This window comes from Ideonella azotifigens (assembly GCF_021043325.1).
GTDB lineage: Bacteria > Pseudomonadota > Gammaproteobacteria > Burkholderiales > Burkholderiaceae_C > Ideonella > Ideonella azotifigens.
This window is the reverse complement of sequence record NZ_JAJNKD010000010.1, coordinates 44,713-70,936: the sequence shown is the minus strand read 5'-3', so window position 1 is coordinate 70,936 and position 26,224 is coordinate 44,713. Positions and strand designations below refer to the sequence as shown.

Genomic DNA, 26,224 nt, shown 5'->3' with positions numbered 1-26,224 from the left:
CGATGGTCATGTTACGTGGGCGGCCAGGGGATCATGCTGACATGGGCGCTGACGATGCGCCAACCTTCTGGCATCCGCGCCCAGGTCTGGCTCTGGAAGCCGCGCAGCGAAGAGTCGCTGCGCACGAACTCGACCAGTGCAACGGCCGTGTCCGGCCCGAAGCTGCTGATGCGCAGGTTCTCCAGTTGGCGGGTGAAGCTGGGCGTGGGCACGCTGTGGCGGTAGGCCGCCTGTTCGGCGTGGCCCAGTTGGCGGTCGGCCACGCCGTAGCGGGTCAGGCGCTCGTCCTGCCAGAAGAAGCCGATCAGCGTGGGCAGGTCGTTGGCCATGAAGGCCGCTTCGTAGGCATGGAAGCAGGCGGTGACTTCGGCCAGCACGTCCTGCCGATCAACGGCTTCGTTGGTGAAGCTCATGTGTTGGTGCCGGCCAGGGCTCGGCTGGCCAGGTAGGCGCGCCAGCCGCCGTGTTCGCTGATGTCTGGCGCGTCCGCCAGCGGCGCGGGCTCGCAGATGAAGCCCTTGACCCAGCGGCCGTCTTCCAGCTCGACCGAGCCCAGGCCCAGCGGCGGCGGGATCAGCGCCAGCAGCGATCCGACCTGCTCCAGCGGCATTTCGTAGACCTCCAGCTCGATGGCATGACCCGCCTCGCCGGCGCCCACACGGGCCAGCGCCGGCTTGGGCGGCACGGTGCCTGGCAGCGCGTGCAGCCGGTAGTGTGGCGAACTGCGCGTGCGCGCAAGCAACCGGCAGCCGCGCTCGCGAAGCTGGTAATGCAGCGGCAAGCCTTGCAGGTGCGCACCGACGACGGCCAGCGCCAACGTGGGCGTGCTGGCCGGCAGTTGACGCAGCATCGTGTCGGAAGGCGAAGCCAGTCGCAGGCGCGCACCCAGCACCATGTCGCCCTCGGCCAGCCGGGCCTGCTCCCAGCGCCGGCCCCAGTCGGCCAGCGCGGCGTCGGCTCCACCCGGCGCGATCCAGGTCACGCCAAACGGCAGGCCGGCGGCGGTGAAGCCGCCGGGCAGCGCGAGTGCAGCCATGCCCAGCAGGTTGACGAAGTTGGTGTAGCGGCCCAGTGCGCTGTTGCGCGCCACCGGCTGCTCGGCCACCTCCGCCAGCGTCGGGTGCGTGGGGGCGGTTGGCACCATCAGCGCGTCGACCTTTTGCCACATCGGTGCGATGGCGCGCGCCAGCGCTTCGAGCTTGTAGCGGCCGTCGAAGGCATCGGCCGCGCTGAAGCGGCGAGCCTGGCTGATCACCTCCAGCACCGTGGGGTCCATCACCTCTGGGCTGCGTTCGATCAGCTCGCGCACTGCGGCATAGCGCTCGGCCACCCACGGGCCCTGGTAGAGCAGCGCCGCCACCTCGAACAGCGGCGTGAAGTCCAGCGGCACCAGCTCGGCGCCCAGCGCGCGGGCGCGGCCTTCGGCCTGGCGCCAGGGGGCGTCGTAACCCAGCACCGTGTCCAGCTCGGGCAGCATGGGCACGCCCATGCGCGGCTTCTCCGGCAGCCAGGCCGGGCGCAGCGGCGGGGCGGGCAGGGGGCTGCCCTCGTCCGGGCCGTCAATCAGCGCGGCAACCTCGCCGGCGTCGCCCAGCGTCAGCGCAAAGACCGAGACCACGTCCAGGCTCTTGCAGGCCGGCAGCACGCCTTGCATGCCCAGGCGATGCGGCGTGGGCTTCCAGCCGACCAGGTTGTTGAAGCCGGCCGGCACGCGGCCAGAGCCTGCCGTGTCGGTGCCCAGTGCAAACGGCACGATGCCGCGCGCCACCACGCTGGCCGAGCCGGAGCTGGAGCCACCGCTGACGTAGTCCGCATCGAAGGTGTTGGGCACTTCGCCAAACGGCGAGCGTGTGCCGACCAGCCCGGTCGCGAACTGGTCCAGGTTGGTCTTGCCGACCAGCACCGCGCCGGCCGCGCGCAGCCGGGCCACCACGCTGGCGTCCGCCGTGGGCTGGTAGGCGGCGGCCGGGCAGGCGGCGGTGGTCGGCCAGCCGGCGGCGTCGATGTTGTCCTTGGCGGCAAACGGCACGCCCCAGAGCGGCGCCTTGGCCGGGTCCAGCGTGGCCAGCCGGGCCAGCTCCGTCTGCAGGCCGGCTTGGTCCAGCCGGGCAATCCAGGCCGGGTCGGTGGGCGACAGCCGGCCGAGCAGCTCACCCAGCAGGGCTTGGGGTTGAGCGCCTGCAGCGTAGGCGGATCGCCAGTCTTCAAGGGTCAGCAGATTTTGGCGCGGGTTCATGAGGGAAGGAAGGATTCAGGTGTCGGAAAGAGGCTGCCAACTGGCCAGCCCGGCGATCAGCGGTGCGGCCGGCGCGGTCCATCCGACGATCCCGCCCTGGGCGTGGATCATCTTGATGGCGGCCTGCTTGAAGGCCGGGAAGTAGCTCTCGGTGCCGTCTTCCACCAGCAGGCAGTCGTAGCCGCGGTCGTTGGCTTCGCGCATCGAGGTCTGCACGCAGACTTCGGTGGTCACGCCCATGAAGACCAGGTGCGTGATGCCCTGGCCTTGCAGCATCGCGTGCAGCGGCGTCGCATAGAACGCGCCTTTGCCGGGCTTGTCGACCACGATCTCGTTGGGCCTCGGCGCCAGCTCCGGGATGATCTGGTTGCCCGGTTCGCCGGCCACCAGCACGCGGCCCATCGGGCCTTGGTCGCCAATGCGCAGCGAGGGGTTGCCGCGCAGGCGCTTGGCGGGCGGGCAGTCGCTCAGGTCGGCCTTGTGGGCTTCGCGGGTGTGCACCACCAAGCCGCCCGCGGCGCGCCAGGCCTGCAGCACCGCCTGGCAGGTCGGAATGATGGCCTGCAGCAGCGAGACGTCGTTGCCCAGGCTGGCACCAAAGCCGCCGGGTTCGACGAAGTCGCGCTGCATGTCGATGATGACCAGTGCGCTGGCCGCAGGCGAGAAGGCATAGGCGAAAGGCTGGGCGTCGATCTCGATCTCGATCCGGTCGGGGCGGACCAGGGCTTCGGTTTCCGTCATGCCGCCTCCTGTGCCGGTTCGTGGTGCTTGCCGCCCATGAAGGCGCCCAGCGCATGGCGGTCGGCCTGCGCGGCCGGCACGTCGTGCACGATCTGGCCTTCGCTGATCACGACGATGCGGTCGGCCAGCGCCAGCAGCTCGTCCAGGTCCTCGCTGACCAGCAACACCGCGGTGCCGCTGTTGCGCGCGGCAATCAAGCGGCCGTGGATCTCGGCCACCGCGGCGAAGTCCAGCCCGAACACCGGGTTGGAGACCAGCAGCAGCCGCGCCGGCTCGGAGAGTTCCCGTGCCAGCACGGCGCGCTGCACGTTGCCGCCCGAGAGGCTGCGGATGGGCGCGCGTTCGCCCTGGGTCTTCACGCCGTATTCGCTGATCCACGAACGCGCCCGCGCCCGCAGCCGGCCCCAGTGCACCCAGCCACCGGTGGCAAACGGCGGCTCGTCGAAATTGCGCAGCCCCATGTTGTGGGCCACGCTGAGGTCGCCCACGCAGGCATTGCGCAGCGGCTCCTCGGGCAATGCACGCACGCGCAGCTTGCGGTTCTCGCGCCGCGTGGCGGCGAACGGCTGGCCGCCCACCTTGACGCTGCCGCTGCCGCGCGCGCGCTGGCCCACCAGCGCTTCCATCAGCTCGCGCTGGCCGTTGCCCGAGACGCCGGCCACGCCGACGATTTCTCCGGCACGCACCGCCAGGCTGAGGCTGCGCACCGCCGGCTCGCCACGGTCGCCCATGACTTCCAACTGGTCCACTGCCAGCTGAACTTCGCCGGGTTCTCGCACTTCGCGCGCCACGGCTTCGCGCGGCGCGCGGCTGCCCGGTTCGCCGCCGCCCACCATGGCCTGCGCCAGTTGCTCGGGCGTGCTGTCCGCCACCATGCCGGTGTGCACCAGCCGGCCGCGGCGCAGCACGCTCACGTCGTCGGCATAGGCGCTCACCTCGCGGAACTTGTGCGTGATCATCAGCACCGAGCAGTCGCCGGCATGGGCGCGCTCGCGCAGCGCGCCCAGCACCTCGTCGGCCTCCTGCGGCGTGAGCACAGAGGTCGGCTCGTCGAGAATCAGCAAGCGGGGCTTCAGGAACAGCTGCTTGAGGATCTCCAGCTTCTGCTTCTCGCCGGCCGAAAGGTCCAGCGGCGTGGCGTCCAGGTCCAGCTTGAACGGCGTGCTGCGCATGAATTCGGTCAGCTCGGCGCGGGCCCGCTTCCATGGGATCACCGCCGGCAGGTGGCCGCGCGCCATCAGCAGGTTCTCGGCCACGGTCATGCCGGGCACCACGGTGAAGTGCTGGTAGACCATGCCGATGCCCAGGTCGCGTGCGACGGTGGGCGAGGTGATGGCCTGCTCGCGCCCGTCCACCAGCACCGCGCCATCGTCGGGCAGGTAGTAGCCGACGATGCACTTCACCAGCGTGCTTTTTCCCGCGCCGTTTTCGCCCAGCAGCGCATGCACCGTGCCGGGCCGCACGCTGAGCGAGCACTGGCCCAGCGCGGTGAAGGCGCCAAAGCGCTTGGTCAGGTTGTAAGTCTCCAGCGGAACTGCGTTCATGCTTGCATCTCCCGGCGGAAGACCTCCAGCGTGTGGGCCTTGACGCGCACGAACTCGGGGTCGGACACCGCTTCCGGCGTGCGCGGCCGCGGCATCGTGAACGGCACCAGCTCGGCAATGCGCGTGGGCCGGCGCGTGAGCAGCAGGATCTGGTCGGCCAGGAACACCGCGTCTTCCAGGTCGTGCGAGACGATGACCATGCTCACGCCGGTGGCCAGGTGGGCCTCCTGCAGCTTGGCGCGGATGAACAGCGTCATCTCGAAGTCCAGCGCCGAGAACGGTTCGTCCAGGAACATCACCTCGGGCCGCGGCGCCAGCGCCCGCATGATGCAGACGGTCTGCATCTGCCCGCCGGATAGTTCGTAGGGGTAGCGCTTCAGGTCGAAGCGGATCTCGAACAAGGCCACCAGTTCGTCGACCCGCTGCTTGACCTCGGCCGCCTTCATGCCTTGCCGGCGCAGCGGGTAGGCGATGTTGTCCCAGGCGCTGATCCAAGGGAACAGCGCGTCGCGGTAGTTCTGGAACACATAGCCGATGCGCGTGTCCTTCAGGCCCTTGCCGTCGAACAGGATCTCGCCCGAGTCCAGCGGCACCAGCCCGGCAATCATGTTCATCAGCGTGGACTTGCCGCAGCCGTTCGGCCCGAAGATCGAGACGATCTGGCTGCGCGGCAGATCCAGGTTGAAGTCCTTGTAGAGCACCTGGCCCGCAAAGGACTTGCACAGCCCGCGCACCGTGACGTGGGTGTTGGGCGCCGCGCGCAGCGTCAGCACGCTGCTCTCGGGCGTGGTCAGCTTCACTTCCGTGGGAATGGCCGAGACAGGCAGTTGATCACCGCTCATGATGTGGCTCCCTTCGGCCTGGCGGCCGGTCCCTCCGAGAGGGAGTTCGCCCCTTCGGGCGGCCGTGCGGGGCTCATGCCTTTCCTCCCCAGTGAATCAGCTTCTTCTCGATCAGCAGGAAGACCAGGTTCAGGCCGTAGCCCAGCGCGCCGGTCACCAGGATGGAGGTGTACATGTCCTTGACGTTGAAGACCTGCTGCGCGTCGATGATGCGGTGACCCAGGCCGGTCTCGGAGCCGATGAACATCTCGGCGACGATGACGATCACGAGCGCCATCGAGACGGCGCTGCGCAGGCCGATGAAGGTCTGCGGCAGGCTTTCCATCAGCATCACGTCCTTGAATACGTGCCAGCGCGACACGCCCATGATCTGCGCCGCCATCACCCGCGTCTTCTTCGCGTTCATCACGCCATAGGCGCTGTTGAACAGCACGATCAGCATCGCACCGAAGCTGGCGATGGCGATCTTGTTGATGTCGGTGATGCCGAAGATCAGCATGAACAGCGGGATCAGCGCCGAGCTGGGCGTGGAGCGGAAGAAGTCGATCAGGAACTCGACGCTGCGATAGGCGTTCTCGGCGCTGCCCAGCATCACGCCCAGCGGCAGGCCGATGGCGATGGCAATGGCAAACGCGCTGAGTGTGCGCAGCAGCGTGGACCACAGGTCCGGCAGGATCGCGCCGGTGGCGAAGGCCTGGGCCAGGTACTGCAGCGTCTCGCCTGGCGGCGGCAACAGGACAGGCTTGACCCATTGCGCCGAGATCATCAGCTGCCAGAAGGCGAGCAGCAGAAGCGGGCCCAGCAGCGGCAGCCAGCGCTTGTTGTAGAGGAAATTGATCGCCTGCATGACGGCCTCCTCAGGCGGTGTACAGCAGCGACTTCACATCCAGCTTGCGGCTGAAGATCTTGCGCTCGGTGAACACGTCGAAGAACTTCTGGAAGTAGCCCAGGTCGCTGGCGCTGAATTCGTTGTACAGCGTGAAGCCTGACAAAGGCACCTCTTTGACCAGCGCTTCCTCGATGGCCGTGAAGCCGTCCATGTGCTTGCGCGATTCTTCCGGCTGTTTGCGCACCCATTCCACCGCCTTGCCGTAGGCGGCGATATACCGCTTGGCCAGGTCCGGCGAGTCCTTGATGAAGCTGTTGGTGACGCTGGCGCTGCCGCCGAACCAGGGCGCGTCCGCATTGCCCAGCACATATTTTGCGATCACGCCGGTCTCCAGCACGCGGGCCAGGCCCTTCAGCCGGCCGGCCGTGCCGGTGGGCTCCAGCGTGTAGACCGCGTCGATCTGCCCGGCTGCCAGGGCGGGCACGTGCTGGCCGACCGGCAGCTCGGTGACGGTCGGGTTGGCGATGCCATTTTTCTCCAGGATGATCTTGGCCAGCGTGACGTTCTGGATGCCGGGGCCGCTGGCGACCTTCTTGCCGGCCAGCTCGGCAATCGACTTGACGGGGCTGTCCTTGGGCACGACGAACTCGTCCAGCACCAGCGACTTGTTCGAAGGGTTCGAGCAGATGATCTTGAACAGGTTGGGGCTGGTGATCTCGGCCAGGCCCAGCACCGCAGAGGCGGTGCCGTTGGCCGAGCCGTGGATGCGGCCGGAGATCATCGCCTCGGCGACCTGCTGCGCACTGGCGAACTTCACGCCTTCGACGTTCAGCCCGGCCTCCTTGAAGATGCCGCGCTCCAGGCCCACGTACAGCGGCAGGCCGGAGGCGATGGGCCAGTAGCCGATCAGGATCTTGTCGTCGGCGCGGGCCGCGGGCGATGCACCCATCGCTGCGAGGGCACTGGCGGCACTGGCGCCGGCCAGCAGGCGGCGGCGTTGAAGGTCTGAAGCCATGGTCAATCCTTGAAGACGAGAGAGGTTCAGAAGCTGCGCAGCACTTCGAGCAGCGCGCCGGAATCGGACACCGCGCCGAACACGCCGCCCTGCATCTTGATCATCGAGAAGGCCGCGGCGTGGTTCGCCGGGTCGGTGGCGCCGGTGCAGTCGGTCAGCATCAGACACTCGAAGCCGCGGTCGTTGGCGTCGCGCATCGTGGTGTGCACGCACACATCGGTCGTGATGCCGGTGAGGATCAGGTTCTGGATGCCGCGCACATGCAGCACCAGTTCCAGGTCGGTGGCGTAGAACGAGCCCTTGCCGGGCTTGTCGATGATGGGCTCGCCGGCAATGGGGTAGAGCTCGGGAATGATGTCCCAGCCCGGCTCGCCGCGAACGAGGATGCGGCCGCAGGGGCCCATGTCGCCAATGCCGCGGCCTTCGGTGCCGATCTGCTGCGAGCGCCAGCGCTTGTTGGCCGGCAGGTCGGACAGGTCCGGCCGGTGGCCTTCGCGGGTGTGGATCACGTGCATGCCGACGCGGCGGGCCTCGGCCAGCAACACCTTCAGCGGCTCGATCGGCGCGCGGGTCAGCGACAGGTCGTAGCCCATCTTGTCCACATAGCCGCCCACGCCGCAGAAGTCGGTCTGCATGTCGATGATGACGAGCGCGGTGTTGGCGGGCTTCAGGTCGCCGTTGTAGGGCCAGGCGTAAGGGGTCGAAGCAATCGTTGGCATGGCTTGGTCCTTCAGAGGTTCAGCGCGAGACGTTCAATTCCATGGGCGCGCCCTTCACGGCGCGGCTGGGCGAGCAGGTGGCGATCAGGATGGCCAGCGTCAGCGCATACGGCACGGCGTTGAACAGGTAGTAGCCGCCACTCACGCCAATCGACTGCAGCGCAGGGCCGATGGCGCCCGCGCCGCCGAACAGCAGCGCCGCGCCCAGGCAGCGCCAAGGGCTCCAGCGCGCGAAGATCACCAGCGCCACGGCGATCAGGCCTTGTCCGCTGGACAGGCCTTCGTTCCAGCTGCCGGGGTAGTACAGCGACAGCGACGCGCCGCCGAGGCCGGCTATGAAGCCGCCCGCCGTGGTAGCCGCGATGCGCACGCCGTTGACCGAATAGCCCAGCGCACGGGCCGCGTCTGAAGAGTCGCCCGCCATGCGCACCACCAGGCCCCAGCGCGTGTTGCCGAAGCCCCAGGCCATCAACCCTGCCAGCAGCACGCCCAGCGGGAACAGGGCGTTGATGGACAGGGCCGACTGCACCTGTGGCGAACTGCTCCAGGCGCCCAGCACCAGCGAGGGAATCTGCGGCGCCTGCGGCTGGATCAGTGGCTTGCCGAAGTAGAAGGCCAGGCCCGAGCCCAGCAGCATCAGCGCAATGCCGGTGGCAATGTCCGACACCCGAGGCAGCGAGCACAACAGGCCGTGCAGCAGCGCCAGCAACGCACCGCAGGCACCGGCCACCAGCACGCCCACCCAGGCGGAGCTGCTGAGGTAGGCCCCGCCGAATCCGGCCATGGCCGAGAACACCAGCACGCCTTCCAGCCCGAGGTTGATGCGGCCGGACTTCTCGGTCAGGCACTCGCCCAGGCTGACAAACAGGAAGGGCGTGCCCACGCGGATCGCGCCGCCCAGGATTGCCAGCAGCAGGTCCATCCAATCCGAGGTGGTCATCAGGCTTTTCCTCCAGCGGAAACCAGCGGCGCAGGGACTTCATCGGTGGGACGGGTTGGCAGTGGCACCACGGTGGACGTTGCGACGGGCGCGGCTGGCAAGGGCTTCGGCACCTTGCGCAGCCGCGGCAGCGGCGGGCGCTGGAAGAGCTTGCCGCGCAGCGCTTCCGAGGCCAGGATCAGCACAAACGCAAAGCCCTGCAGCACCAGCACCGAAGCGTCCGGCAAATCCATGCGCCGCTGCAGCAGGCTGCCGGCCGCGCCGAAGCCGCCGAACAGCAGGGCCACCGGCGGAATCGCCCACGGGTTCTGCCGCGCGACAAACGCGACCAGGATGCCGGTGTAGCCCAGGCCGGCGATCACCGAGGCATTGGCCGAGGTCTGCACCGCGGCCACTTCGATGCCACCCGCCAGGCCGGCACAGCCACCACCGGCCGCGCAGGCGACGAGGATCAGCCGCGTGCTGGGCAGGCCCACCAGCCGCGCGGCCTTGGCGTTGCCACCAACCACGCGCAGCGCCATGCCGTGCGCCGTGAAGCTCAGCCACAGCCCGGCGAGGACGCACAGCACCAGGCCGATCACCAGGCCCCAGTGCACGTCGCCCAGCCAGCTGTCGAAGCCGTCGGCGCCCATGATGGGGCCGATGCGCAGGCCCTCGGCCAGCGGCTTGGTCGAAGGCTTGTTCAGGCTGGCCGGGTCGCGCAGCGGGCCTTCGACAATGTGCTTGAACAGTGCAATCGCGATGTAGCCCAGCAGCAGGCTGGAGATGGTCTCGTTGACACTGCGCCACTGGCGCAGCGCACCGGCCAGCGCCACCCACAGCCCACCGCCAATGGCCGCGGCCAGCATCAGCAGCGTGCTGCCGAAGGCATTGGCCGGTGGCGTGAAGGCATAAGGCACCGCGGCGCAGGCCAGCGCGCCCACCACCAGCGCGCCCTCGCCGCCAATCACCACCAGCCCGGCGCGGGCCGGCAGCGCGACGGCCAGCGCGGTGAGCATCAGCGGCGCGGCGCGCTGCAGGCTGTTCTGCCACGAGAAGGCGTCGCCAAACGCGCCCTTGAACAGCAGCGTCCAGGCTTCCACCGGGCTGTGGCCGCCCAGCCAGACGAACAGGCCGAACAGCAGCAGCGCGCCGGCCAGCGCCAGCACCGGCAGGGCGATGTTTTCAGCGCTGGCATGCCAGGGCCGGGGTGCAGCGGACATGGGAATCTCCCTGGACTGCGCGGCGCCGCAAGGCCTGCGGCGCCATGGATGAAGCTCAGACTTTTCCGACGACGCCGGCGACGAGGTAGTTCATGCCTTCCAGCTCGGCATCGGTCTGCTTGAAGACCTTGCCCTTGGGGATCACGACCTTGCCGGTGTTGTCCTTCAGCTCGCCCTTGAAGATGTCGAACGTGCCGGCCATCATCGAAGCGCGCACGGTCTCAGCCTGCTTCTTCGCGGGCTCCGGCACCATCGCGCCATAGGGCGAGGACTTCACGAAACCATCCTTGAGGCCGCCGCGCACGAAGTTCGGGTGCGGCTTGCCGGTCTTGGCGGCGTCGATGATCTGCTTGTAGGCCGTGGTCCAGTTCCACTCGGCGCCGGTCAGGTACGCGGCCGGGGCCAGCTTGGCCTGCGAGGCGTGGTAACCGCAGACGAACTTGCCGCGCTTGGCGGCGGTCTCGACGATCACCTTGGGCCCGTCCACGTGCATCGTGAACACGTCGATGCCCTGGTCGGCCAGGCTGTTGGTGGCTTCGGCTTCCTTGACCGGCATGGACCAGTCGCCAGTGAAGATCACCGTGGTGGTGATATCCGGGTGCACGCTTTGCGCGCCCAGCGTGAAGGCGTTGATGTTGCGCAGCACCTGCGGGATGGGCTTGGCCGCCACGAAGCCGAGCTTCTTGCTCTTGGTCATGTGGCCGGCGATCACGCCGTTGAGGTACTGGGCTTCGTCGATGTAGCCGAAGAAGCTGCCGGTGTTGGTCGGGTGCTTGCCTGCTGTCCACATGCCGCCGCAATGGGCGAAGCGCACGTCCGGGAACTTGGCGGCCATGGCCAGCATGTGCGGGTCGAAGTAGCCGAAGGAGGTGGGGAAGATCAGCTTTGCGCCGTCCTGCGAAATCATGCCCTGCATGGTCTTCTGCACCGCGGTGGTCTCGGGCACGTTCTCTTCTTCCACCACCTTGATGCCGGGCCACTTCTTGACCTGGGCCACCGCCTCGGCGTGCGCCTGGTTGTAGCCGTAGTCGTCCTTGGCGCCCACGTAGATGAAGCCCACGGTGAGCGGTGCATCGGCCGCCAGGGCCAGGTCGCCGAGGCTCAGGGCGCCCAGCCCCACGCCGGTGTGCTTGATCCATTGCCTGCGGTTCCAGTGCGCGTGCTGCTGCGTCATCAAAAGCTCCAGAAGGTGGGTAGACAAGCCGACCGACACACCACAGCGCCTTCCCCGCACTGCCTTGGTGTTCGGATTGAAGTTCTAGCTGGTATACAAGCAATCTGCAGGCCAGCCCTGGCGAACCCGACCGCTGCCGCGTGTTCCCGGGGCGTGGCCTTTGAGTGGCCTGTTTGGGCCCTGAAACGCGCACGCCGCCAGTGCACTGGCGAGGGTCGTGCCGGGGCTGGCACGGTGCGCCGCACCGGCGGCGTGCAGCTTGGGCGGGAATGAACCGGAGGGCGCGGCGGTAAGGCATGGGGAGGCGGACACACCGTCTGCCGCAGCCACCGGAACCGCCATGTCCCCAAGCCGTCGCTTCACTGTCTTTCCGCTGTTGCTGGCCTTGTTGCCGGCCGTTGCCTCCGCCGTGGGCGACGCCGAGCACGGCCGCCAGCTCTACCAGGCACGCTGCACCGCCTGCCATTCCGTTGCCTACAACGGCGTGGGCCCGGCGCACCAGGGCGTGTTCGGCCGGGCGCCGGGCTCGGCGCCCGGCTTTGCCTATTCACCTGCGCTGAGTGCGCTGAAGGCCACCGGGGGCGTGTGGACCGAAGCCACGCTGGACCGCTGGCTGAGCGACCCGGAGCGCTTCGCACCCGGCCAGCGCATGGGCGTCAGCGTGCCGGAAGCACAGGACCGGGCCGACCTGATCGCCTACCTGAAGACGCTCTCCGCGCATTGAGTGGTGCCGCCGACGGAATAAACCGGGCGGCGCGCCGGTAAGGCATGGCAGGACCCCCAACTCCCTTGCTCAGGAGCCTTCGAATGCAACGACGTGACTTCCTCCACCTGGCCGCCGCAGGCGGCGGCGCGGTCTTCGCCTCCGGCCTGGCCGGCTGTGCAGGCATGCAGACCGCCGGCGCCGCGACTGGCAGCGACTTCTATTTCGTCCAGCTCTCCGACAGTCACTGGGGCTACGAAGGCCCCGCCAACCCGGATGCGCGCGGCACGCTAACCAAGGCCGTGGCGGCAGTCAACGCCTTGGCCGAGCCGCCGGCCTTCATCGTCTTCACCGGCGACCTGACGCACACCACCGACGACCCTGCCGAGCGCCGCCGCCGCATGACCGAGTTCAAGGCCATCGTCGCCGGGCTGAAGGTGCCGGTGGTGCACTTCATGCCCGGCGAACACGACGCTTCGCTGGACCGTGGCGCCGCGTTCCAGGAAATGTTCGGCCCCACGCACTACAGCTTCGACCACCAGGGCGTGCACTTCATCGCGCTGGACAATGTCTCCGACCCCGGCGCGAAGATCGGCGAAGAACAGCTTGCCTGGCTCAAGGCCGACCTGGCCGGCCGCGACCCGCAGGCCCCGCTGGTCGTGCTGACCCACCGCCCGCTGTTCGACCTGGCGCCGCAGTGGGACTGGGCGACGCGCGACGGCGCGCAGGCGATTGCACTGCTGATGCCGTTCCAGCACGTCACCGTGTTCTACGGCCACATCCACCAGGCGCTGCACCGCATGACCGGCCACATCGCCCACCACTCGGCCCAGTCGCTGATCTTCCCGTTGCCGGTGCCCGGCTCGCAGGACAAGCGCACGCCGCTGCCCTGGAACCCGGCTGCGCCTTACCAGGGCCTGGGCTGGCGCCAGGTCGAGGCCGAGCAGAAGGGCCTGCAGTACGACATCGCCGATCTGCCGGTGGCGAAGGCATGAGCGGCGTGGACAGGAGATTTGTGTTGCTTGGGGGTGCCGTCTTGCTTGCCGGCGTGGCAGGTGCCCAGTCTGGGCCTCGCGCAATCCGCATCGTCGCCAGGCGCTTCCAGTACGAGCCTGCCGAAATCCCGCTGAAGGCCGGCGAGGCGGTGCTGCTGGAGCTGCAGGCGCTGGACTTCACGCATGGCTTCAACGTGCCGGCGCTGAATCTGCGGGCCGACCTGGTGCCGGGCCAGATCGTCAAGCTGGAGATCCGCCCCACCGCGCCCGGCAAGATCGATTTCCTCTGCGACAACTTCTGCGGCGATGGCCACGAGGAAATGAATGGCCGTTTCATCGTCAGTGCGTAGCATGTCCACATGAACCGCCGCCAGGTCTTCGAGCAACAGGTGATGCCGCACCTGGACGCCGGCTACAACCTGGCGCGCTGGCTACTGCGCGACGCCCAGGCGGCGGACGACGCGCTGCAGGAAGCCGCGATGCGCGCGTTCCGCTACCTCGACTCGCTCAAAGGTGACGAAGCGCGACCTTGGCTGCTGGGCATCGTGCGCAACACCTGCCGCACGCAGCTGGCGCGCCAGCAGAACGGCCCGATGCTGCTGGAGTTCGACGAAGCCGTCTTCGCCGCCGAACTGCGCGCTCCGGCGAGCGGCGAGCCGCAGCAGCAGTTGCAGCGTAGCCGCCTGCAGCACGAGGTGGACGCGGCCATCCGAGCACTCTCGCCACCGCTGCGCGAAGTGATCGTGCTGCGCGAGCTGGAAGAGCTGGCCTATGCCGACATCGCCCGCATCGTCGACGTGCCGGTCGGCACCGTGATGTCTCGCCTGTCCCGCGCCCGCGGCAAACTGCGCGAAGTCCTGGCCGCCCACCGGATGGACCCTTCATGACGCCGGATCCGCATCACCCTCCCGAAGACGAGCCGGACGCCAAGCAGAACGCCGAGCTGTCTGCCTTGCTGCGCCGGCACGCCAGCCGCCACACGGCCGGCAATCCGCTGCGCGCGGCGATCCAGACGCAGGTCGCGCTGGCCGACGCCAGCCGCCCGCCGCGCCACGCGCCGCGGCTCAGCGGCCTGCGCCGGTGGGTGAGCGGCTGGCGAGGCCCGGCCATCGGCTTTGCCGCCGGCCTGGCCTGCGCGCTGCCGGTGGCCATGCTGCTGCCTGCCGGTGCGCTGCGCCTGCCCGCCAATGGCGGCTTCCAGGCGGCTGTGCTGCACCCGGCTGAACTGGTCGCCAGCCACGTGCACGCCCTCAGCGCCGGCCCGCTCTACCAGGTCGCCTCGTCCGACCGCCACACCGTCAAGCCTTGGTACCAGGGCAAGCTGGACTACGCCCCGCCCGTGCCCGACCTGTCCGCCCAAGGCTTCCCGCTCGCCGGCGGCCGCATCGAAGCCCTGCACGGCGAAGCCACTGCCGTGCTCGCCTACATGCGCCGCCTGCACGTCATCGACGTCTACGTGCGCCCCAGCACCGAACCCGCCGCGGCGCCTTCGCTGCAAACCGAACGCGGCTTCCATGTGCTGACCTGGCGCGTTGGCGGCATGCAGTGCTGGGCGGTGTCTGACGTGGAGGCGGGGGAGTTGCAGCAGTTCGCGGCGGCCTGGCGGGCGCGCTCGGCGGGACCCTGAATCAGGAGGCTGGTGCGTTCGCGCACCTGGACTTGGGGCAGGCTTGCTCGTACACCAGCATCGCCGCCGCCAGGTCCTCCAACGCGGTGCCGACCGACTTGAAGACGGTGCGCTCTTGGGCGTGCTGTCGACCGCTGCCGGGCTGGCGGCACAGGTCGGCCAGCGTGCCGCGCAAGTCCTCTGGCTTCAGCAAGCCGCTGGCCAGCGGGGCCAGCAGGTCGCCGCTTTTGCGCAGGGCCTCAATGGTGTCCACCCACAGCGAGGCACCCTGGAAGCAAGACTCGTCGGCCTCGCGCATCGCGGGCGTGAAGCTGCCGATCAGGTCCAGGTGGCTGCCGGGCTGCAGCCATTCGCCGTGGATCAGCGGGGCGGTGGCCAGCGTGGCGCAGCTGACGATGTCGGCCTGGCGCACGGCGGTGGCGAGGTCTTGCACCGCGGCGACTGGCAGGCCCTGGTCACGCAGCTGCGCCGCGAGCGCCAGCGCAGTGGCTGGCGTGCGGTTCCAGAGCCAGAGCTGCTGCAGGCCGGGCAGCGCGGCGCGGTAGGCCTCGGGCAGCAGGCGGGCGACCTGGCCGCTGCCGACGACGAGCAGGGTTTGCGCGTCGGGTTTCGCAAGACGGCTGGCGGCCAGTGCCGAGGCGGCGGCGGTGCGCCGCGAAGTGATTTCGTTGCCGTCCATCAGGGCCAGCGGCTGGCCGGTGGTGGCGTCGTACAGCAGGTAGCTGGCGGCCAGCGCAGGCAGGCCCAGCGCGGCATTGCCGGGCGCGATGTTGACGGTCTTGATGCCCAGGTAGCGGCCGGGGATCCAGGCCGGCATGATCAGCGTGGTGAGCTGCCCGCCAATGCTGTGCACATGGCGCTGCGGCACCTCGCAGCCCTGGGCGAAGAGGGCTTCCAGTGCGTCGAGCAGGGCCGGGAACGGCAGCGCGGAGCGGGTGGCGTCCGCGTCGAACGTCTTCACGGCATGCCGTTGCGGCCGTGCAGCTGGAAGGCCGGGCGCATGCTCAGCTGGGCGTAGTACTCGTCCACCGCGGGCAGCGGCAGGCGGTCCTCGAGCGGGGTGGAGAACCAGCGGTGCACCGACAGGCCGATCACCACGTCGGCCAGCGTGAAGTCCTCGCCGGTCACGAATGCGCCGGTCTTGCTCAGCTGGGTGTCGAGGATCTGCATCAGCCGCGTCCAGTCCACCAGGCTGCGGGCCACCAGCGCCGGGTCGGCATGGGCGGGGCTGTGGCGCACCAGGCCCATGAAGGCATAGCGCCAGGCGTTGTTCAGGTCGCCCAGCTGCCAGTCCATCCATTGCTCGACCTGGGCGCGCGCGGCCGGCGTGGTGGGCAGCAGGTCAGCCCGCTTTTCGCGGCCCGCGAGGTAGCGGCAGATGCTGTTGGACTCCCAGAGCACGAACCCGCCATCGCGCAGCACGGGGACCTGGGCGTTCGGATTCAGCGACAGGAACAGCGGCTGGTCCAGCGGCAGCTGCGGCGTGCCCCATTCCTCGTGGGCGATCGGCAACTGCATCTCGGCACACAGCCATAGCACCTTGCGCACATTGATCGAAGGGGATCGGCCCAGCAAGGTCAGCATGGCGTGTGCTCCGGCAAGGTTGTCGCGGCAAGAGGCGGGACGGTGCAGGGGCGCATGGTATCGCCGCACGGGCCGCCGCTCCAGCCGTCAGCGGTCGTGGCCCCGGCCGTGGCCGTTGTCTTTTCCGCGGCCGTGGTCGTGATCGTCGTCGTGATCGCGGCCATGACCGTGGCGGTTCCGGTAGTCAGGTGCGTAGACCTCGTTGTACCAGCGGTCCTGCACGAAGTAGACCGGGCGGCCGCAGGCGTTGTAGCGGCCACAGTGCTTGTCCCAGTGCTTCTCGTGGCCGGGGGGCACGCGCAGGTACAGCGGCGCGTAGCGGGTCGGGCCACGCTGGATCAGCACTGGCTCGGCATAGATCAGCTCGGGCTGAGGGGCGTTGCCTATGTCGATGCGGCCATAAAAGCCGGGCTGGCCGATCTGCACCGACACGGCGACATCGGCGGCCTGGGCCTGGGAGGTGAAAAGCGCGCCCAGCATCAGAGCGGGAGCAAGCGACAACAATCGGTACAGCATGGCAACAAGACCTGGCGGCCAGTGGGAGCGGGAGCGCGCAGCGTAGCAGAGCGGCCCGGCCGGCCGGCGCAACAGTGGTGTCCAGCTGTCAGCTCGCCAACCGCCGGCCGTCAGCTTCGGGCGCGGCCGTAGCGGTCGGCGGCGTAGGTGTCGGACCAGGCCGAGGTCTTGCTCGGCGCCAGCCCCGCGGCCCTGGTCAGCGCCATGATCTCGCTTTCCTTGACCTCGGCCGCAGCCCCCTTGCGCCGCAGCACCCAGAGTTGGCAGCCCTCAGGCTTGGCCTTGGCAAGCGCCTTCAGCGCCGTCAGGTCCTGGGCCGTGTCCACGACGATGAAGGCCAGCTGCGCCTGGGCCAGCGGCACGTAGTTCGGTGCCACCGGGTCCAGCACCCGCTTCAGCTCGGCATGCGCCTGCTGCAGGTGCACGGCCAGGCCTTCGCTGACGCCCAGCTTGTCCGCCAGCGAGGGCGGATGCAGGATCTTCTTGAGCCACAGCGCCGCCTCCTTCTCGCCCAGCGCCAACGCCAGCGGCCCCTGCCGCGTGTGCGCCACCAGCAGGTCTTCCTGCGTGCGCAGGTCCTGCAGTTCGGCCACCGCCAGCTTGGCCTTGAAGTCGCCCTTCAGCAGGATGGCATGGCCCTCCAGCATGGCCTGCACCTCGCCCTTGTCCGGCCCCAGCGAGCCGTAACACAACACCACCCGTCCCATGGATTGCCGCGCCTTTCAGGAAAAACTCACCGCCTGGACCGCCAGCTTGCGCGTCAGGTCGTCGAAATAGATGCGCATGCTGCGCTGGTGACCCATGATGAAGCGCGAAACAAAGCGGAACACCGGGTTGTAGACCTCGCCGTCTTCGGTCACCGTCAGCTCGGTGCCGGTTTCCACGGTTTTCAGCACAAAAGTCCAGGTGCCACCAAACGGCAAACCCTCGCCGACGATCCTGCGCACGATGCGCTGCTGCGGCTCGACAGCCAAGGTCTCAAATGCCAGCCCGCCGCCGCCTTTCTCAAGTTCTTTCCACACTGGGTGGCCATTTGCATCCGGCTGGCGCTGCATTTCGACGACGCCGGTGCGCCAGCCGTCATAAGCCGCAAAGTCGCTGATCAATTCCCAAAGCCTGGCCGGCGAAGTTGGCAGCACGATGCTGCGGGTGGCCGAATGCTTGACTGGCAACAGCATGCCGATGATGACGATCAGGGCGATCAAACCCACGATCAGGCCCACCACGGTGCCCACGACGATCAGGTAATTCATGAATGCCTCCCATTCGGCCTGCTGGCTGATGTTGAAACCCGGCGATGCTGCGCACGCACGGCTTATGCGCTGAATGAATGCAGTGTGACGACCAGCGCAACCCGGCTATTGACGCCGAGCTTGCTGTAAATGCGTCGGAGATAAGAGGACACCGTGTGTTCACTGAGGCCGGCCCTGGCAGCAATCTGCTTGTTGGACAGACCGGCGCAGACCAGTTCTGCGACCAATGTTTCCTGGGCGCTCAGCGTGGAGCGGGTGACGACAGGCGGGACAGCGTTGAAACCGACGCCGGTATGGAGCATGTTGGCCATCTTCTTTCCCTGAACGATTTGCCTGCCGGATGGCGGGCGTGTTGTGAGAATCGACTCTGAAGAAAAATGCTGCTGCTGCTCAACTGTGGCCTTCACAGGCCGGCATCGTACTGAATGCGCCTGCTTGGCAACAGTTTCTATATTGTTTCCATTTGCACCGAAGCGATGCAGATGAAGTAGGGGGATGATTGAAACAAAGTGTAGCGAAATCGCTTGCGGAGGTCCATCAGCTGGGTGGGCAAACTCACCCAGCGATGTTGCGCGTCGCGCCAGCATCGAATTTCGCGGAACACCGGCCCCATTCCTTTTCCCAGGGTTTTCACGGTGGCTTCCTTGACGGCCCAACTGATGGCCCGGTCTGAAACCGAGTACCTGGATTCGGTGGAATGGCACCACGCCTCATCATGCGGCGGCGCGCGGCCTTGGGAAATCAGGTCAATGCCGAGTCGCCAGGCTGGCAGGAAACTCGCCGCGCAGGCCAGTCCGGCGGCATGCGAAAGGCTCAAGGCATATTCGCTGCCGTCTGGCAAACGCACCCGCGGCTCGCCGCCAGGCAGCGGCAGCACCGGCAGTTCGGCCAGTGGCCGCGGGGCTTGACCTTGCCAGCGGCGCAGCGCATGCACCGCCAGCTTGGCAGCCAGCCGGCCGCCGGCGTATTCCAGCCGCCGCTTGGCCGAAGGCACGGCTTGCCAGAAGGCCAGCTCGGGTGGGGCCAGGTAGTCGGGGGCCTGACCGTGCAGCCGCCTTGCCAGGCCGGCCAGGCCGACCTTGGCGCTGAACCCGATCACCGCTGGCTCGACGGATGCTGGTGCGTGCAGGCGGTTCATCGCGCGGCCTTGGCCAGGCTGGCGTAGTAGCGGCGCGCGTAGTCGCGCCAGGCGTCGGTTGCGGCTTCGATGCCCGGGCCCAGCGGGCCTTCGCCGCTTTTCGGGTAGCGGTCCGGGCCCACGATCAGGTGCGCCATCATGCCGCCGGGGTAGACGCCGGCATTGGTGGTGTGAGGCGGCGAGTGGCAGTGCAGCGGCCAGTCGCCGGGGTTGTTGGCAATGAAGAAGATGTCCACCCGCTCGGCCGGGCCGACCGCCACCGTGTCCATCAGCATCGGCTCGCGCAGCGGAAAGCCATCCTTGTGGGTGACCAGGAAGGTGTGGCCATGCAGGTGCATGAAATGCGGCTGCGCCCCGGCATTGACAAAGCGGATGCGCACCCTGGCGCCTTGCTTTACCTGCATCAGCGGCGTGTTCGGGAAGGACAGGCCGTTGAAGGTGAAGAAGTCGGCGTCGCCCACCTCGCGCGGGTCGCCCGGCTTGCCCTGCTTCGCGTACTTGGAGTTCCACTCCTGCAGCAGCAGCACGCTGTCGAAATCGGCCGGCGGCTCGGGCAGCTTGGGGAAGACCACGAAGGTGCCGATCATGCCGCGCGCCATGTGCTCGTTGGCGCTCACGTGGCAGTGGTAAAAGTGCGAGCCTGAAGGGCGGGCGATGTAGTCGTAGGTGAACTCCTCGCCGGGCGCCACCGGCAGCGGCGCGCCGGCCGGGTCGTGCTGGTGCATCTCGCCGTCCGGGCCCAGGTGCACATGCGTGGCGCCGTCCATGCGCTGCGGCGTGTACAGGCCGTGCGAGTGGATGGTGTGCGGCACGGTGGTCTCGTTGACGAGGCGGATGCGCACCCGGTCGCCATCTCGCGCATAGAGCTGCGGGGCGGGCACCCGGTTGCCGTAGGCGTAGACCTTGTACGGCGTGCCGTCGGCCAGCGGGTGCTTGGTCTCGGTCACCACCAGCCGGTATTCCCAGACCAGGTGGTCGCCCTCGCGGTAGGGCTTGCGCCGGGTGAAGTGCGGGGTTTCCTCCGGCGTCAGCGCCTGGGCCTGGTAGGGCGGCGGAATGAGTGTGGTGAGCGCGTCGGGCACGGCCGCGGCATGGGCCGACTCGCCCGGCCACGGACCCAATGTCAGGCCCAGCGCCAGGCCCAGCCACGTCCGCCGCTGCAACATGTTCGGGCCTAGCGCTGCGGATGGCCCATGACCAGCGCCGAGTGCACGCCGGAGAAGCCGCTGCTGAGCTTCAGCAGCGCGCCTATCGGGGCGCCGCGGCCCTGGTTGGGCACGTAATCCAGGTCGCAGCCGTCGCCGGCGCTGCCGAAGTTGATGGTCGGGAACATGTACTGCTCCTGGATGGCCATCGCGCAGGCGGCGATCTCGATCGCGTTGGACGCGCCCAGCGCATGGCCGACCATGCTTTTCAGCGAGTTGACCGGCACCTGGCGTGCCTTGCGCTGGCCCAGCACCGCCTTGATCGCGTTGGTCTCGCAAATATCGTTCTGCGGCGTGGAGCTGCCATGGGCGTTGACCGCGTCGATGGCCTCGGGCTTCAGCGCCGCGTCCGCCAGGCCCAGCGACATGCAGCGCGCCAGCGCCGCGCCGTCGGGCGGCAGGTCCGTCATGTGGAAGGCGTTGCTGACCGAGGCAAAACCCAGCAGCTCGGCGTAGATGCGCGCGCCGCGGGCCCTGGCGCGTTCGTAGTCCTCGACCACCAGCATGCAGGCGCCTTCGCCGAGCACAAAACCGTCGCGGTCCTTGGCAAACGGGCGCGAGGCGCTTGCGGGATCGTCATTGCGGGTGCTGAGCGCGCCAATGCTGTCGAACGCGGCGTAGACCACAGGGCACACCGGCGCCTCGCCCGCCCCGGCCAGTACCACGCCGCAGCTGCCGTGGCGCACCAGGTCGAAGGCCATGCCGATGGCGTCGATGCCGGCGGTGCAGCCGGTCGAGACCGTCAGCACCGGGCCGTGGGCGCGCAGCCGGCGGGCCATGGCGTGGGCCACGGTGTGGAAGGAGACCTGTTCCATCAGGTCGAACGGGGTGGCGCCAGCGTCCGTGCCGGCCATCTTCAGGAAGCTTCGCTCCATGGCGGCGGTGGTGCCCACGGCGGTGCCCATCACCACGCCGATCTGGTCGGCGGCGTGGCCGTCCAGCGGGCCGGCGTCGTCGCAGGCCAGCTCGAAGGCGCGCATGCACATGGCGCTCAGCCGTTGGTCGCCATGGCCCACGCCGGGCAGCGCCGCTTCCGGCAGGCAGGCGACGATGCGCGAACGCAGCGCGTCGTGCGCCCCCAGCGCGCCAGTGCTGGCCACGTCCACCACGCCGTTGCGGCCCGCTGCCGCAGCACGCCAGAACTCGTGGCGCCCGCTGCCGATGGGCGTCACAGGCCCGATGCCGGTGATCACCACGCGGCCGGAAGGAGGAGGGGAATGCGCCATGGAGCTTGCCCTTTCAGTCTGTGCGTTGCCGCAGGGTTTTCAGATAAGCGATCACGTCCTGGATCTCGGCGTCATTCAGCACGCTGGCCCATGAAGGCATCAGCGCCGACTTGTCGACGGCCGTGCCGCCGTAGCGGATCACGCGGTACAGGTGTTCGTCGCCCAGTTTGTCCATCTCCGGGCCGCGGTGGTTGCGCGGCTCCACGCTGAGGAAGCGGGCGTTGATGCCGCGGCCGTCGCCGTCCACGCCATGGCACTGCGAGCAGACCACGCGGTAGACCAGCGCACCGCGCGGCGCGCTGGCGTCCAGGGCCTTCGGTGGCGTGCCGGCGGCCGGTGCCTGCGCTGGCGAGGCGGGCTCGGCGGGCGGCGGGTTCAGCACGTACTGCGCCAGCGCCGCGACCTGGTCCATGCGCAGCCTGGCCTTGGGCATGTTGACCGTGCCGAGCTGCTGCGGGTCGTGCAGGAAGGCGTCCACCCAGGCGGGGTTCAGTCGCTGGCCGGCGTTGCTCAGCAGCGGGCCGGTGCGCGGGGCTGCGGCGTCGGGCGAATGGCAGCCGCTGCAGGCAGCCACCTTGTCGTACAGCACGCGGGTGGTGTTGGCCGCCAGCGCGGGCTGCGGCGGGAAGGCCTGCAGCTCGGCCTGCAGCGTGCCGAGGTAGGTGGCCGCGGCCTGTGCCTCCTCGGCGTTCAGCGCCAGGTGCTCGAAGGCGCGCGTGGGCAGCCTGTCGCCCTCGGGCGTGCGCTGCACCCAGCGGAAATACGGGTAGCTGCCGCCATGCAGGGAGCCGGGCTGCTGCAGCCATGCGACCAGCCAGGCCGGGTTGAACTTGCTGCCGGCGCCCGCCAGCGAAGGCCCCTGCTGCGTGAAGGCCACGCGCCAGCGCTCGGCGGCCGGCGCGTCCTGCACCGTGTGGCAGGCCTGGCAGCGTTCGGCGAACAGCGCCTGGCCGTCGCGCGCTGCGGCCGGGCCTGCGGCCAACAGTGTGGCCAGCAGCAGCAGGAGCCTGGCGCGGCGTGTCATCCCAGTGGCGCCGGTTTGGCCACGAACGCGACCACGCGGCTCCAGCCCGCGCTGCCGGACTGGACCTTGATCGGGAAGGCGGCAACCCAGAAGCCGGCCGCCGGCAGCGTGGCCAGGTTGGTCAGCTTTTCAATGGCACAGAACTCGCGCTCGCGGCCCACGAAATGCGCCTCCCACACCGCCTGCGGCCCCAGCGCCAGCGAGCGTTCCTTCATCTTCGGGTAGGAGGCGTCGATGCTCCAGGCGTCGGTGCCGAACAGGCGCACGCCGCGGTCGGTCAGCTCGCGCACCACGTCGCCCGTCAGCCCGCGGCCGCGGCGGTTGAAGCCGGCCGCGCCATGGAAGGCTTCGGCACCGGTACGGAACAGCACGATGTCCTGCGCCTCGATGCGGATGCCGGCGCGCTGCTCGGCCGCCAGCAGCGCCTCGCGGCTCAGCGGCTCGCTGTCGTCCGAGATGTCCAGGCACTTGCCCTGGCCCCAGAACCAGTCGAGCGGAATCTCGTCGATGGTGCGGCTCTTCCTGCCCTGGCACAGCGGCGAGTAGTGGTGGGGCGCGTCGATGTGCGTGCTGTTGTGGGTGATGGCCTGGATGCGCTCGCTGGCCCAGGCCAGCCCGCCTTCGAGCTGCTGCTGCTCGATGTCGGCCAGCTGCGCCAGGTGGGCCCCACCGCAGCAATGCGGCAGGTACTCGACGACAACCGGCACCGACTCGGCTTCCGATTCGCCCAGCGGCACGCTGAGGTCCACAAGCCGGACTTCGGGCTGCATGAACAGCGGCGGCAACATGCTGGTCATGGTTGAAGCACCGTCACTTGCAGCGCCGCGCCCGGCTTGCGCGAGTCCAGCACGGTGTAGCTGCCGGGCGTGTCGAAGCGCTGCACAAAGCGGTCGCCGGCGCGCATCAGCGGTGACTTGACCTGCAGGCTGGCGACCTCGATCTGGTGCAGCTCGTGCGAGATCTCGTGGCCCTGTTTTTCACCCTGGTACATCCAGGCCACGCTGCCGCCGGGCTTCAGCTCCACCTGGCGCGGCTCGAAGAAGGGTTCGCGGTCCAGGATGGTCACCACCTGCTCGCTGCCGCGGCCGCCGGCCATCCACTCCAGCGTGGCCGAGATGCTGGCGTATTCGTCGGCCGCCAGCTGCTCGCGGTGGGTGGCCAGCATGCCGCGCAAATCGTCCACGCGCTGGGCCTTGCCGCTGTCGTTGGCGGTCATCAGCAGCGCGTCGCGCAAGGCCTTGGGCTCGGGTGACTTGAAGCGCAGCGCGCCGATCAGCGTGGGCAGAGATTCAGGCGCCGGCAGGTAGCGGAAGCGCCGGCTTTGGCTGTTGCTCAGGCCTGCGGCATCGGTGGCCACCACCTTCAGCTCGTGCTCGCCCGGCGTGGCATGCGTGAGGTCCAAGCGGCCGTTGCGCAGGGCGACTGCTGCGCCGTCCATCTCGTAGCGCACCGTCACCTCGCCGGCCAGGCTGTCCAGCGCCTGCACCGTCACGTATGGATCCGCCGCCTTCACCTCCGGGCCGGGCGACATCAGCTTCAGCTCCGGCCTGGCCAGGTCCAGCACGCCGAGCTGGCCGGTGTACTGCTGCGAGAACCACAGGTTGCCGCTGCTGTCGAAGGCCAGGCCAAACGGGCGCGAGCTGCGCGCGAACGGCGGCGAGCTGGGCTGCGCGTCCTGCTCGCCAACGGGCAGCGGGTAGACGACAAACTGCTTGTCGCGCCGCTGGTAGCTGAGCAGCGAGTTGCCATCCAGCGCCACCAGCCAGGGGTTGCCTTGCGCATCCAGTGTCACGCCGGCGGGGCGCGCGGCATTGGCCGGCGTGGCCATCAGCTGCACCTGGCTGGCGCCGGGCGGCAGGTAGCCCAGCTGGCCTTCGAGCTTGGCAAACCACACGCCGCCTTCGCCGTCCACCACCAGCCCGGCCGGGCCGCTGACCAGGCCGGTGCTGGCCTGGCCCATGGCGATCTCGGTGACCTGGCCGGTCGCGGGGTCGATGCTGGCCAGCGTGTCCTTGTAGCTTTCGGTGAACCAGACCTTGCCACTCTTCGCGTCAATGCCCAGCCCCGCGGGGCCGGAGCCGGGGCGCGGCAGCGGCAGCTGGGTGAACTCGCCGCTCACCGGGTCCAGCTTGCCGATGGCGCCGGCTGCGCGCTGCGTGAACCAGACGTGGCCCTTGGCGTCCAGCGCAATGTTGAACGGCCAGCTCTCGGTGCCGGGGATGGCGTATTCGCGGCGCTGGCCGGTCTGCCAGTCGTAGCGGATGATCTTGTTGTCGTAGCTGGCGGCAATCCACACCGAGCCGGGGTAGCCGTTCTGCTTGGTGCCGGCGATCACGCCGACCGGCCGGCTGTTGGCGCCGAGCTCGAAAGTGCGCACCTTGCCGCCGCTGTACATCGCCAGCTTGCCGGCGCGCGCCAGCGCCACCCACACGCGGTCCTCGTCGTCCACCGAGACGATGGCCGGGCCGCTGCCCGGGTTGTCCAGCGCCAGCTCCTGGAAGTGGCCCTGCACGGTGACGGACTTGGGCATCTCCGCTGCCATGGCAGGCACCGCACAGCTGCAGACAGTGACGACCCAGGGCGCCCAATGTTGGGTGCAGTGGCGCATCAGGTGTTCGCCGAGCGTGTGGCTCAGCCGCTGCGCCAGGTTGGCGCGGGGGAGGTGTTGTTCAGGCATGTGCAAACCTTTCAGCAAACCAGTCAAAGGCCCCGGGCAACCAGCGGTAGAAGCTGCTGGTGCCCACGTGCTCGGCGGCGACGGTCTTCACCTCCACCCGGCCCTGGCCCCAGGCCGCGTAGGCCTCGGTGTGGCGGGCGTCGAACATCGCGTCTTCTGTCATCGCGTACACCCGGCATGCGGCCTGCGGCGGCGCCAGCGCGTCCAGCCGCACCGAGGCGGCCAGCGCGTCCAGCTCGGCTTCGCCCGGCTGGCCGAAGCTCCAGCTGAACATGCGCGAGAAGTACGGGTGCTGGCGGTGCTTGTCCTCGATCCAGGCGGGCGGCGAGATCAGCAGCCCGGCGCACAGGCCGGCATTGCCGGCCAGCAGCCGTGCGCCCAGGTAGCCGCCGAAGCTGACCGCGAACACGCCCAGTGGCTGCCCGCCCAGCCCATGCCCGGCCAACCATTCGTGCAGCGCCGGCAGCCAGCGTTCGGCCTGCATGTCGCGCGGGCCGCTGGCGCTGAAGCGCGCCGGCAGGTCCAGCGACAACGTGGCCATGCCGCGTGCCAGCAGCCCGGAAGCAAAGGCATGCAGCTCGACTTCGCACAGCGAGTCCAGCCCATTGAGCAGCAGCACCACGCCGCGCGGCTCGCCTTCCGGCAGCCTGCAGTAGCCGTGCAGGCGATGGGCGCCCAGGGCCAGCGTGACCAGCTTCGCACCGCCGTCCTGCTGCAGCGCGCGGCGGTAGGCGGCCACGGCGAGATGGCGCAGCCGGCTCACGCGCACCAGGCCGTCGAGGGCCGACAGGTCCGGCCCCAGCGTGGCGCTGTGGTAGGCCACGCCGGCCCAGCGGAAGTACTGCGCGGCGCTGGCCGCGGCGCCTTCGGAGGCGGCGCGGCGGGCGCAGGCGCGCAGCAGCCTGGCCTGGCCCAGCATGCCCTGGCGCCAGCCGATGGCGCTGCCGCGTTCGCCGTCCAGCGCGCGCAGCGCGGCGTAGGGCAGGCCGGCGAAGGCCACCCGGTGCAGCACGAAGTCCTGGCGGTCCATGGCC

Annotated in this window: 29 protein-coding genes; 5 read left to right on the top strand and 24 right to left on the bottom strand. The window is 69.0% G+C overall.

Going from position 1 to position 26,224, the window contains the following annotated elements:
- Nucleotides 1–11: 11 nt before the first annotated feature.
- From LRH25_RS20060 to LRH25_RS20010, 11 genes are all read right to left on the bottom strand, one after another.
- Nucleotides 12–413 carry an AtzH-like domain-containing protein gene (locus tag LRH25_RS20060; protein WP_141290012.1) on the bottom strand — a complete coding sequence of 134 codons (402 nt, stop codon included), beginning with the start codon at nt 411–413 and terminating at the stop codon, nt 12–14.
- Nucleotides 410–2,236, bottom strand: coding sequence for an allophanate hydrolase (atzF, locus tag LRH25_RS20055; protein ID WP_231012054.1), 1,827 nt, complete (start codon nt 2,234–2,236; stop codon nt 410–412). The genes LRH25_RS20060 and atzF overlap by 4 nt, the downstream gene beginning before the upstream one ends.
- Before the next feature lie 15 nt (nt 2,237–2,251).
- Nucleotides 2,252–2,977, bottom strand: a complete 726-nt coding sequence (locus LRH25_RS20050; protein WP_211361670.1) for a cysteine hydrolase family protein — start codon at nt 2,975–2,977, stop codon at nt 2,252–2,254.
- On the bottom strand, nt 2,974–4,521 hold the full coding sequence (locus LRH25_RS20045) for an ABC transporter ATP-binding protein (protein ID WP_231012049.1): 1,548 nt from the start codon (nt 4,519–4,521) through the stop codon (nt 2,974–2,976). Before LRH25_RS20045 ends, LRH25_RS20050 begins: the two co-directional genes overlap by 4 nt.
- Complete coding sequence (locus tag LRH25_RS20040; RefSeq protein WP_141289457.1) at nt 4,518–5,363, bottom strand: ABC transporter ATP-binding protein; 846 nt, start codon at nt 5,361–5,363, stop codon at nt 4,518–4,520. Before LRH25_RS20040 ends, LRH25_RS20045 begins: the two co-directional genes overlap by 4 nt.
- A 73-nt stretch (nt 5,364–5,436) precedes the next feature.
- Nucleotides 5,437–6,210 (bottom strand): ABC transporter permease, encoded by a 774-nt coding sequence (locus LRH25_RS20035; protein ID WP_141289456.1) that lies wholly within the window; start codon nt 6,208–6,210, stop codon nt 5,437–5,439.
- A 10-nt stretch (nt 6,211–6,220) separates the two neighbouring features.
- Complete coding sequence (locus tag LRH25_RS20030) at nt 6,221–7,207, bottom strand: ABC transporter substrate-binding protein (RefSeq protein ID WP_141289455.1); 987 nt, start codon at nt 7,205–7,207, stop codon at nt 6,221–6,223.
- 26 nt (nt 7,208–7,233) lie between these two features.
- The gene (gene biuH, locus LRH25_RS20025) at nt 7,234–7,926 is read right to left on the bottom strand and encodes a biuret amidohydrolase (protein WP_141289454.1); all 693 of its coding nucleotides are present in this window, start codon (nt 7,924–7,926) and stop codon (nt 7,234–7,236) included.
- Nucleotides 7,927–7,945: 19 nt separating this feature from the next.
- Entirely contained in the window at nt 7,946–8,866 is a 921-nt protein-coding gene (locus LRH25_RS20020) for an ABC transporter permease (RefSeq protein ID WP_141289453.1), read from the bottom strand.
- On the bottom strand, nt 8,866–10,068 hold the full coding sequence (locus LRH25_RS20015; protein ID WP_231012048.1) for an ABC transporter permease: 1,203 nt from the start codon (nt 10,066–10,068) through the stop codon (nt 8,866–8,868). Before LRH25_RS20015 ends, LRH25_RS20020 begins: the two co-directional genes overlap by 1 nt.
- Before the next feature lie 55 nt (nt 10,069–10,123).
- Nucleotides 10,124–11,242 (bottom strand): BMP family ABC transporter substrate-binding protein, encoded by a 1,119-nt coding sequence (locus LRH25_RS20010; protein WP_141290090.1) that lies wholly within the window; start codon nt 11,240–11,242, stop codon nt 10,124–10,126.
- Between the two features lie 340 nt (nt 11,243–11,582).
- Here LRH25_RS20010 and LRH25_RS20005 point away from each other — a divergent pair, with 340 nt between their 5' ends.
- The 5 genes from LRH25_RS20005 (at nt 11,583) to LRH25_RS19985 (ending at nt 14,567) form a co-directional block, all read left to right on the top strand.
- Entirely contained in the window at nt 11,583–11,966 is a 384-nt protein-coding gene (locus LRH25_RS20005) for a c-type cytochrome (RefSeq protein ID WP_141290091.1), read from the top strand.
- Between the two features lie 83 nt (nt 11,967–12,049).
- The gene (locus tag LRH25_RS20000) at nt 12,050–12,940 is read left to right on the top strand and encodes a metallophosphoesterase family protein (protein WP_141290092.1); all 891 of its coding nucleotides are present in this window, start codon (nt 12,050–12,052) and stop codon (nt 12,938–12,940) included.
- Nucleotides 12,937–13,290, top strand: a complete 354-nt coding sequence (locus tag LRH25_RS19995; protein ID WP_141290093.1) for a cupredoxin domain-containing protein — start codon at nt 12,937–12,939, stop codon at nt 13,288–13,290. Before LRH25_RS20000 ends, LRH25_RS19995 begins: the two co-directional genes overlap by 4 nt.
- Before the next feature lie 9 nt (nt 13,291–13,299).
- Nucleotides 13,300–13,827, top strand: coding sequence for a sigma-70 family RNA polymerase sigma factor (locus LRH25_RS19990; protein ID WP_141290094.1), 528 nt, complete (start codon nt 13,300–13,302; stop codon nt 13,825–13,827).
- A complete protein-coding gene (locus LRH25_RS19985; RefSeq protein WP_231012047.1) occupies nt 13,824–14,567 on the top strand; it encodes an anti-sigma factor family protein in 744 nt (247 codons plus the stop codon). Before LRH25_RS19990 ends, LRH25_RS19985 begins: the two co-directional genes overlap by 4 nt.
- Before the next feature lies 1 nt (nt 14,568).
- On the opposite strand, the gene lhpI is transcribed toward LRH25_RS19985, so the two are convergent.
- From lhpI to LRH25_RS19920, 13 genes are all read right to left on the bottom strand, one after another.
- The gene (gene lhpI, locus LRH25_RS19980; RefSeq protein WP_231012046.1) at nt 14,569–15,528 is read right to left on the bottom strand and encodes a bifunctional Delta(1)-pyrroline-2-carboxylate/Delta(1)-piperideine-2-carboxylate reductase; all 960 of its coding nucleotides are present in this window, start codon (nt 15,526–15,528) and stop codon (nt 14,569–14,571) included.
- Nucleotides 15,525–16,151 (bottom strand): glutathione S-transferase family protein, encoded by a 627-nt coding sequence (locus LRH25_RS19975; RefSeq protein ID WP_141290177.1) that lies wholly within the window; start codon nt 16,149–16,151, stop codon nt 15,525–15,527. Before LRH25_RS19975 ends, lhpI begins: the two co-directional genes overlap by 4 nt.
- 87 nt (nt 16,152–16,238) lie before the next feature.
- A complete protein-coding gene (locus LRH25_RS19970) occupies nt 16,239–16,667 on the bottom strand; it encodes a hypothetical protein (protein ID WP_141290178.1) in 429 nt (142 codons plus the stop codon).
- 110 nt (nt 16,668–16,777) lie between these two features.
- Complete coding sequence (locus LRH25_RS19965; RefSeq protein ID WP_141290179.1) at nt 16,778–17,374, bottom strand: hypothetical protein; 597 nt, start codon at nt 17,372–17,374, stop codon at nt 16,778–16,780.
- 15 nt (nt 17,375–17,389) lie between these two features.
- Nucleotides 17,390–17,920: an SRPBCC family protein gene (locus LRH25_RS19960; RefSeq protein ID WP_141290180.1), complete on the bottom strand. Its 531-nt coding sequence runs from the start codon at nt 17,918–17,920 to the stop codon at nt 17,390–17,392.
- Between the two features lie 62 nt (nt 17,921–17,982).
- A complete protein-coding gene (locus LRH25_RS19955) occupies nt 17,983–18,231 on the bottom strand; it encodes a response regulator transcription factor (protein ID WP_170201051.1) in 249 nt (82 codons plus the stop codon).
- A gap of 137 nt (nt 18,232–18,368) precedes the next feature.
- The gene (locus LRH25_RS19950) at nt 18,369–19,058 is read right to left on the bottom strand and encodes a 4'-phosphopantetheinyl transferase family protein (protein WP_231012045.1); all 690 of its coding nucleotides are present in this window, start codon (nt 19,056–19,058) and stop codon (nt 18,369–18,371) included.
- Nucleotides 19,055–20,224 carry a multicopper oxidase family protein gene (locus tag LRH25_RS19945; protein WP_141291300.1) on the bottom strand — a complete coding sequence of 390 codons (1,170 nt, stop codon included), beginning with the start codon at nt 20,222–20,224 and terminating at the stop codon, nt 19,055–19,057. The genes LRH25_RS19950 and LRH25_RS19945 overlap by 4 nt, the downstream gene beginning before the upstream one ends.
- An 8-nt stretch (nt 20,225–20,232) precedes the next feature.
- A complete protein-coding gene (locus tag LRH25_RS19940; RefSeq protein WP_231012043.1) occupies nt 20,233–21,489 on the bottom strand; it encodes a beta-ketoacyl-[acyl-carrier-protein] synthase family protein in 1,257 nt (418 codons plus the stop codon).
- 13 nt (nt 21,490–21,502) lie between these two features.
- Nucleotides 21,503–22,513, bottom strand: coding sequence for a cytochrome c (locus LRH25_RS19935; RefSeq protein WP_231012042.1), 1,011 nt, complete (start codon nt 22,511–22,513; stop codon nt 21,503–21,505).
- A complete protein-coding gene (locus tag LRH25_RS19930; protein WP_231012041.1) occupies nt 22,510–23,310 on the bottom strand; it encodes a cyclase family protein in 801 nt (266 codons plus the stop codon). The genes LRH25_RS19935 and LRH25_RS19930 overlap by 4 nt, the downstream gene beginning before the upstream one ends.
- Nucleotides 23,307–25,190, bottom strand: coding sequence for a virginiamycin B lyase family protein (locus LRH25_RS19925; protein ID WP_141290667.1), 1,884 nt, complete (start codon nt 25,188–25,190; stop codon nt 23,307–23,309). The genes LRH25_RS19930 and LRH25_RS19925 overlap by 4 nt, the downstream gene beginning before the upstream one ends.
- Nucleotides 25,183–26,220: an alpha/beta hydrolase gene (locus tag LRH25_RS19920; RefSeq protein WP_231012040.1), complete on the bottom strand. Its 1,038-nt coding sequence runs from the start codon at nt 26,218–26,220 to the stop codon at nt 25,183–25,185. Before LRH25_RS19920 ends, LRH25_RS19925 begins: the two co-directional genes overlap by 8 nt.
- Nucleotides 26,221–26,224: the final 4 nt, after the last annotated feature.

Coding starts and splice junctions, on each gene's coding strand:
- LRH25_RS20060 (WP_141290012.1), bottom strand. CDS start 413: ATGAGCTTCACCAACGAAGCCGTTGATCGGCAGGACGTGCTGGCCGAA.
- atzF (WP_231012054.1), bottom strand. CDS start 2,236: ATGAACCCGCGCCAAAATCTGCTGACCCTTGAAGACTGGCGATCCGCC.
- LRH25_RS20050 (WP_211361670.1), bottom strand. CDS start 2,977: ATGACGGAAACCGAAGCCCTGGTCCGCCCCGACCGGATCGAGATCGAG.
- LRH25_RS20045 (WP_231012049.1), bottom strand. CDS start 4,521: ATGAACGCAGTTCCGCTGGAGACTTACAACCTGACCAAGCGCTTTGGC.
- LRH25_RS20040 (WP_141289457.1), bottom strand. CDS start 5,363: ATGAGCGGTGATCAACTGCCTGTCTCGGCCATTCCCACGGAAGTGAAG.
- LRH25_RS20035 (WP_141289456.1), bottom strand. CDS start 6,210: ATGCAGGCGATCAATTTCCTCTACAACAAGCGCTGGCTGCCGCTGCTG.
- LRH25_RS20030 (WP_141289455.1), bottom strand. CDS start 7,207: ATGGCTTCAGACCTTCAACGCCGCCGCCTGCTGGCCGGCGCCAGTGCC.
- biuH (WP_141289454.1), bottom strand. CDS start 7,926: ATGCCAACGATTGCTTCGACCCCTTACGCCTGGCCCTACAACGGCGAC.
- LRH25_RS20020 (WP_141289453.1), bottom strand. CDS start 8,866: ATGACCACCTCGGATTGGATGGACCTGCTGCTGGCAATCCTGGGCGGC.
- LRH25_RS20015 (WP_231012048.1), bottom strand. CDS start 10,068: ATGTCCGCTGCACCCCGGCCCTGGCATGCCAGCGCTGAAAACATCGCC.
- LRH25_RS20010 (WP_141290090.1), bottom strand. CDS start 11,242: ATGACGCAGCAGCACGCGCACTGGAACCGCAGGCAATGGATCAAGCAC.
- LRH25_RS20005 (WP_141290091.1), top strand. CDS start 11,583: ATGTCCCCAAGCCGTCGCTTCACTGTCTTTCCGCTGTTGCTGGCCTTG.
- LRH25_RS20000 (WP_141290092.1), top strand. CDS start 12,050: ATGCAACGACGTGACTTCCTCCACCTGGCCGCCGCAGGCGGCGGCGCG.
- LRH25_RS19995 (WP_141290093.1), top strand. CDS start 12,937: ATGAGCGGCGTGGACAGGAGATTTGTGTTGCTTGGGGGTGCCGTCTTG.
- LRH25_RS19990 (WP_141290094.1), top strand. CDS start 13,300: ATGAACCGCCGCCAGGTCTTCGAGCAACAGGTGATGCCGCACCTGGAC.
- LRH25_RS19985 (WP_231012047.1), top strand. CDS start 13,824: ATGACGCCGGATCCGCATCACCCTCCCGAAGACGAGCCGGACGCCAAG.
- LRH25_RS19975 (WP_141290177.1), bottom strand. CDS start 16,151: ATGCTGACCTTGCTGGGCCGATCCCCTTCGATCAATGTGCGCAAGGTG.
- LRH25_RS19970 (WP_141290178.1), bottom strand. CDS start 16,667: ATGCTGTACCGATTGTTGTCGCTTGCTCCCGCTCTGATGCTGGGCGCG.
- LRH25_RS19965 (WP_141290179.1), bottom strand. CDS start 17,374: ATGGGACGGGTGGTGTTGTGTTACGGCTCGCTGGGGCCGGACAAGGGC.
- LRH25_RS19960 (WP_141290180.1), bottom strand. CDS start 17,920: ATGAATTACCTGATCGTCGTGGGCACCGTGGTGGGCCTGATCGTGGGT.
- LRH25_RS19955 (WP_170201051.1), bottom strand. CDS start 18,231: ATGGCCAACATGCTCCATACCGGCGTCGGTTTCAACGCTGTCCCGCCT.
- LRH25_RS19950 (WP_231012045.1), bottom strand. CDS start 19,058: ATGAACCGCCTGCACGCACCAGCATCCGTCGAGCCAGCGGTGATCGGG.
- LRH25_RS19945 (WP_141291300.1), bottom strand. CDS start 20,224: ATGTTGCAGCGGCGGACGTGGCTGGGCCTGGCGCTGGGCCTGACATTG.
- LRH25_RS19940 (WP_231012043.1), bottom strand. CDS start 21,489: ATGGCGCATTCCCCTCCTCCTTCCGGCCGCGTGGTGATCACCGGCATC.
- LRH25_RS19935 (WP_231012042.1), bottom strand. CDS start 22,513: ATGACACGCCGCGCCAGGCTCCTGCTGCTGCTGGCCACACTGTTGGCC.
- LRH25_RS19930 (WP_231012041.1), bottom strand. CDS start 23,310: ATGACCAGCATGTTGCCGCCGCTGTTCATGCAGCCCGAAGTCCGGCTT.
- LRH25_RS19925 (WP_141290667.1), bottom strand. CDS start 25,190: ATGCCTGAACAACACCTCCCCCGCGCCAACCTGGCGCAGCGGCTGAGC.
- LRH25_RS19920 (WP_231012040.1), bottom strand. CDS start 26,220: ATGGACCGCCAGGACTTCGTGCTGCACCGGGTGGCCTTCGCCGGCCTG.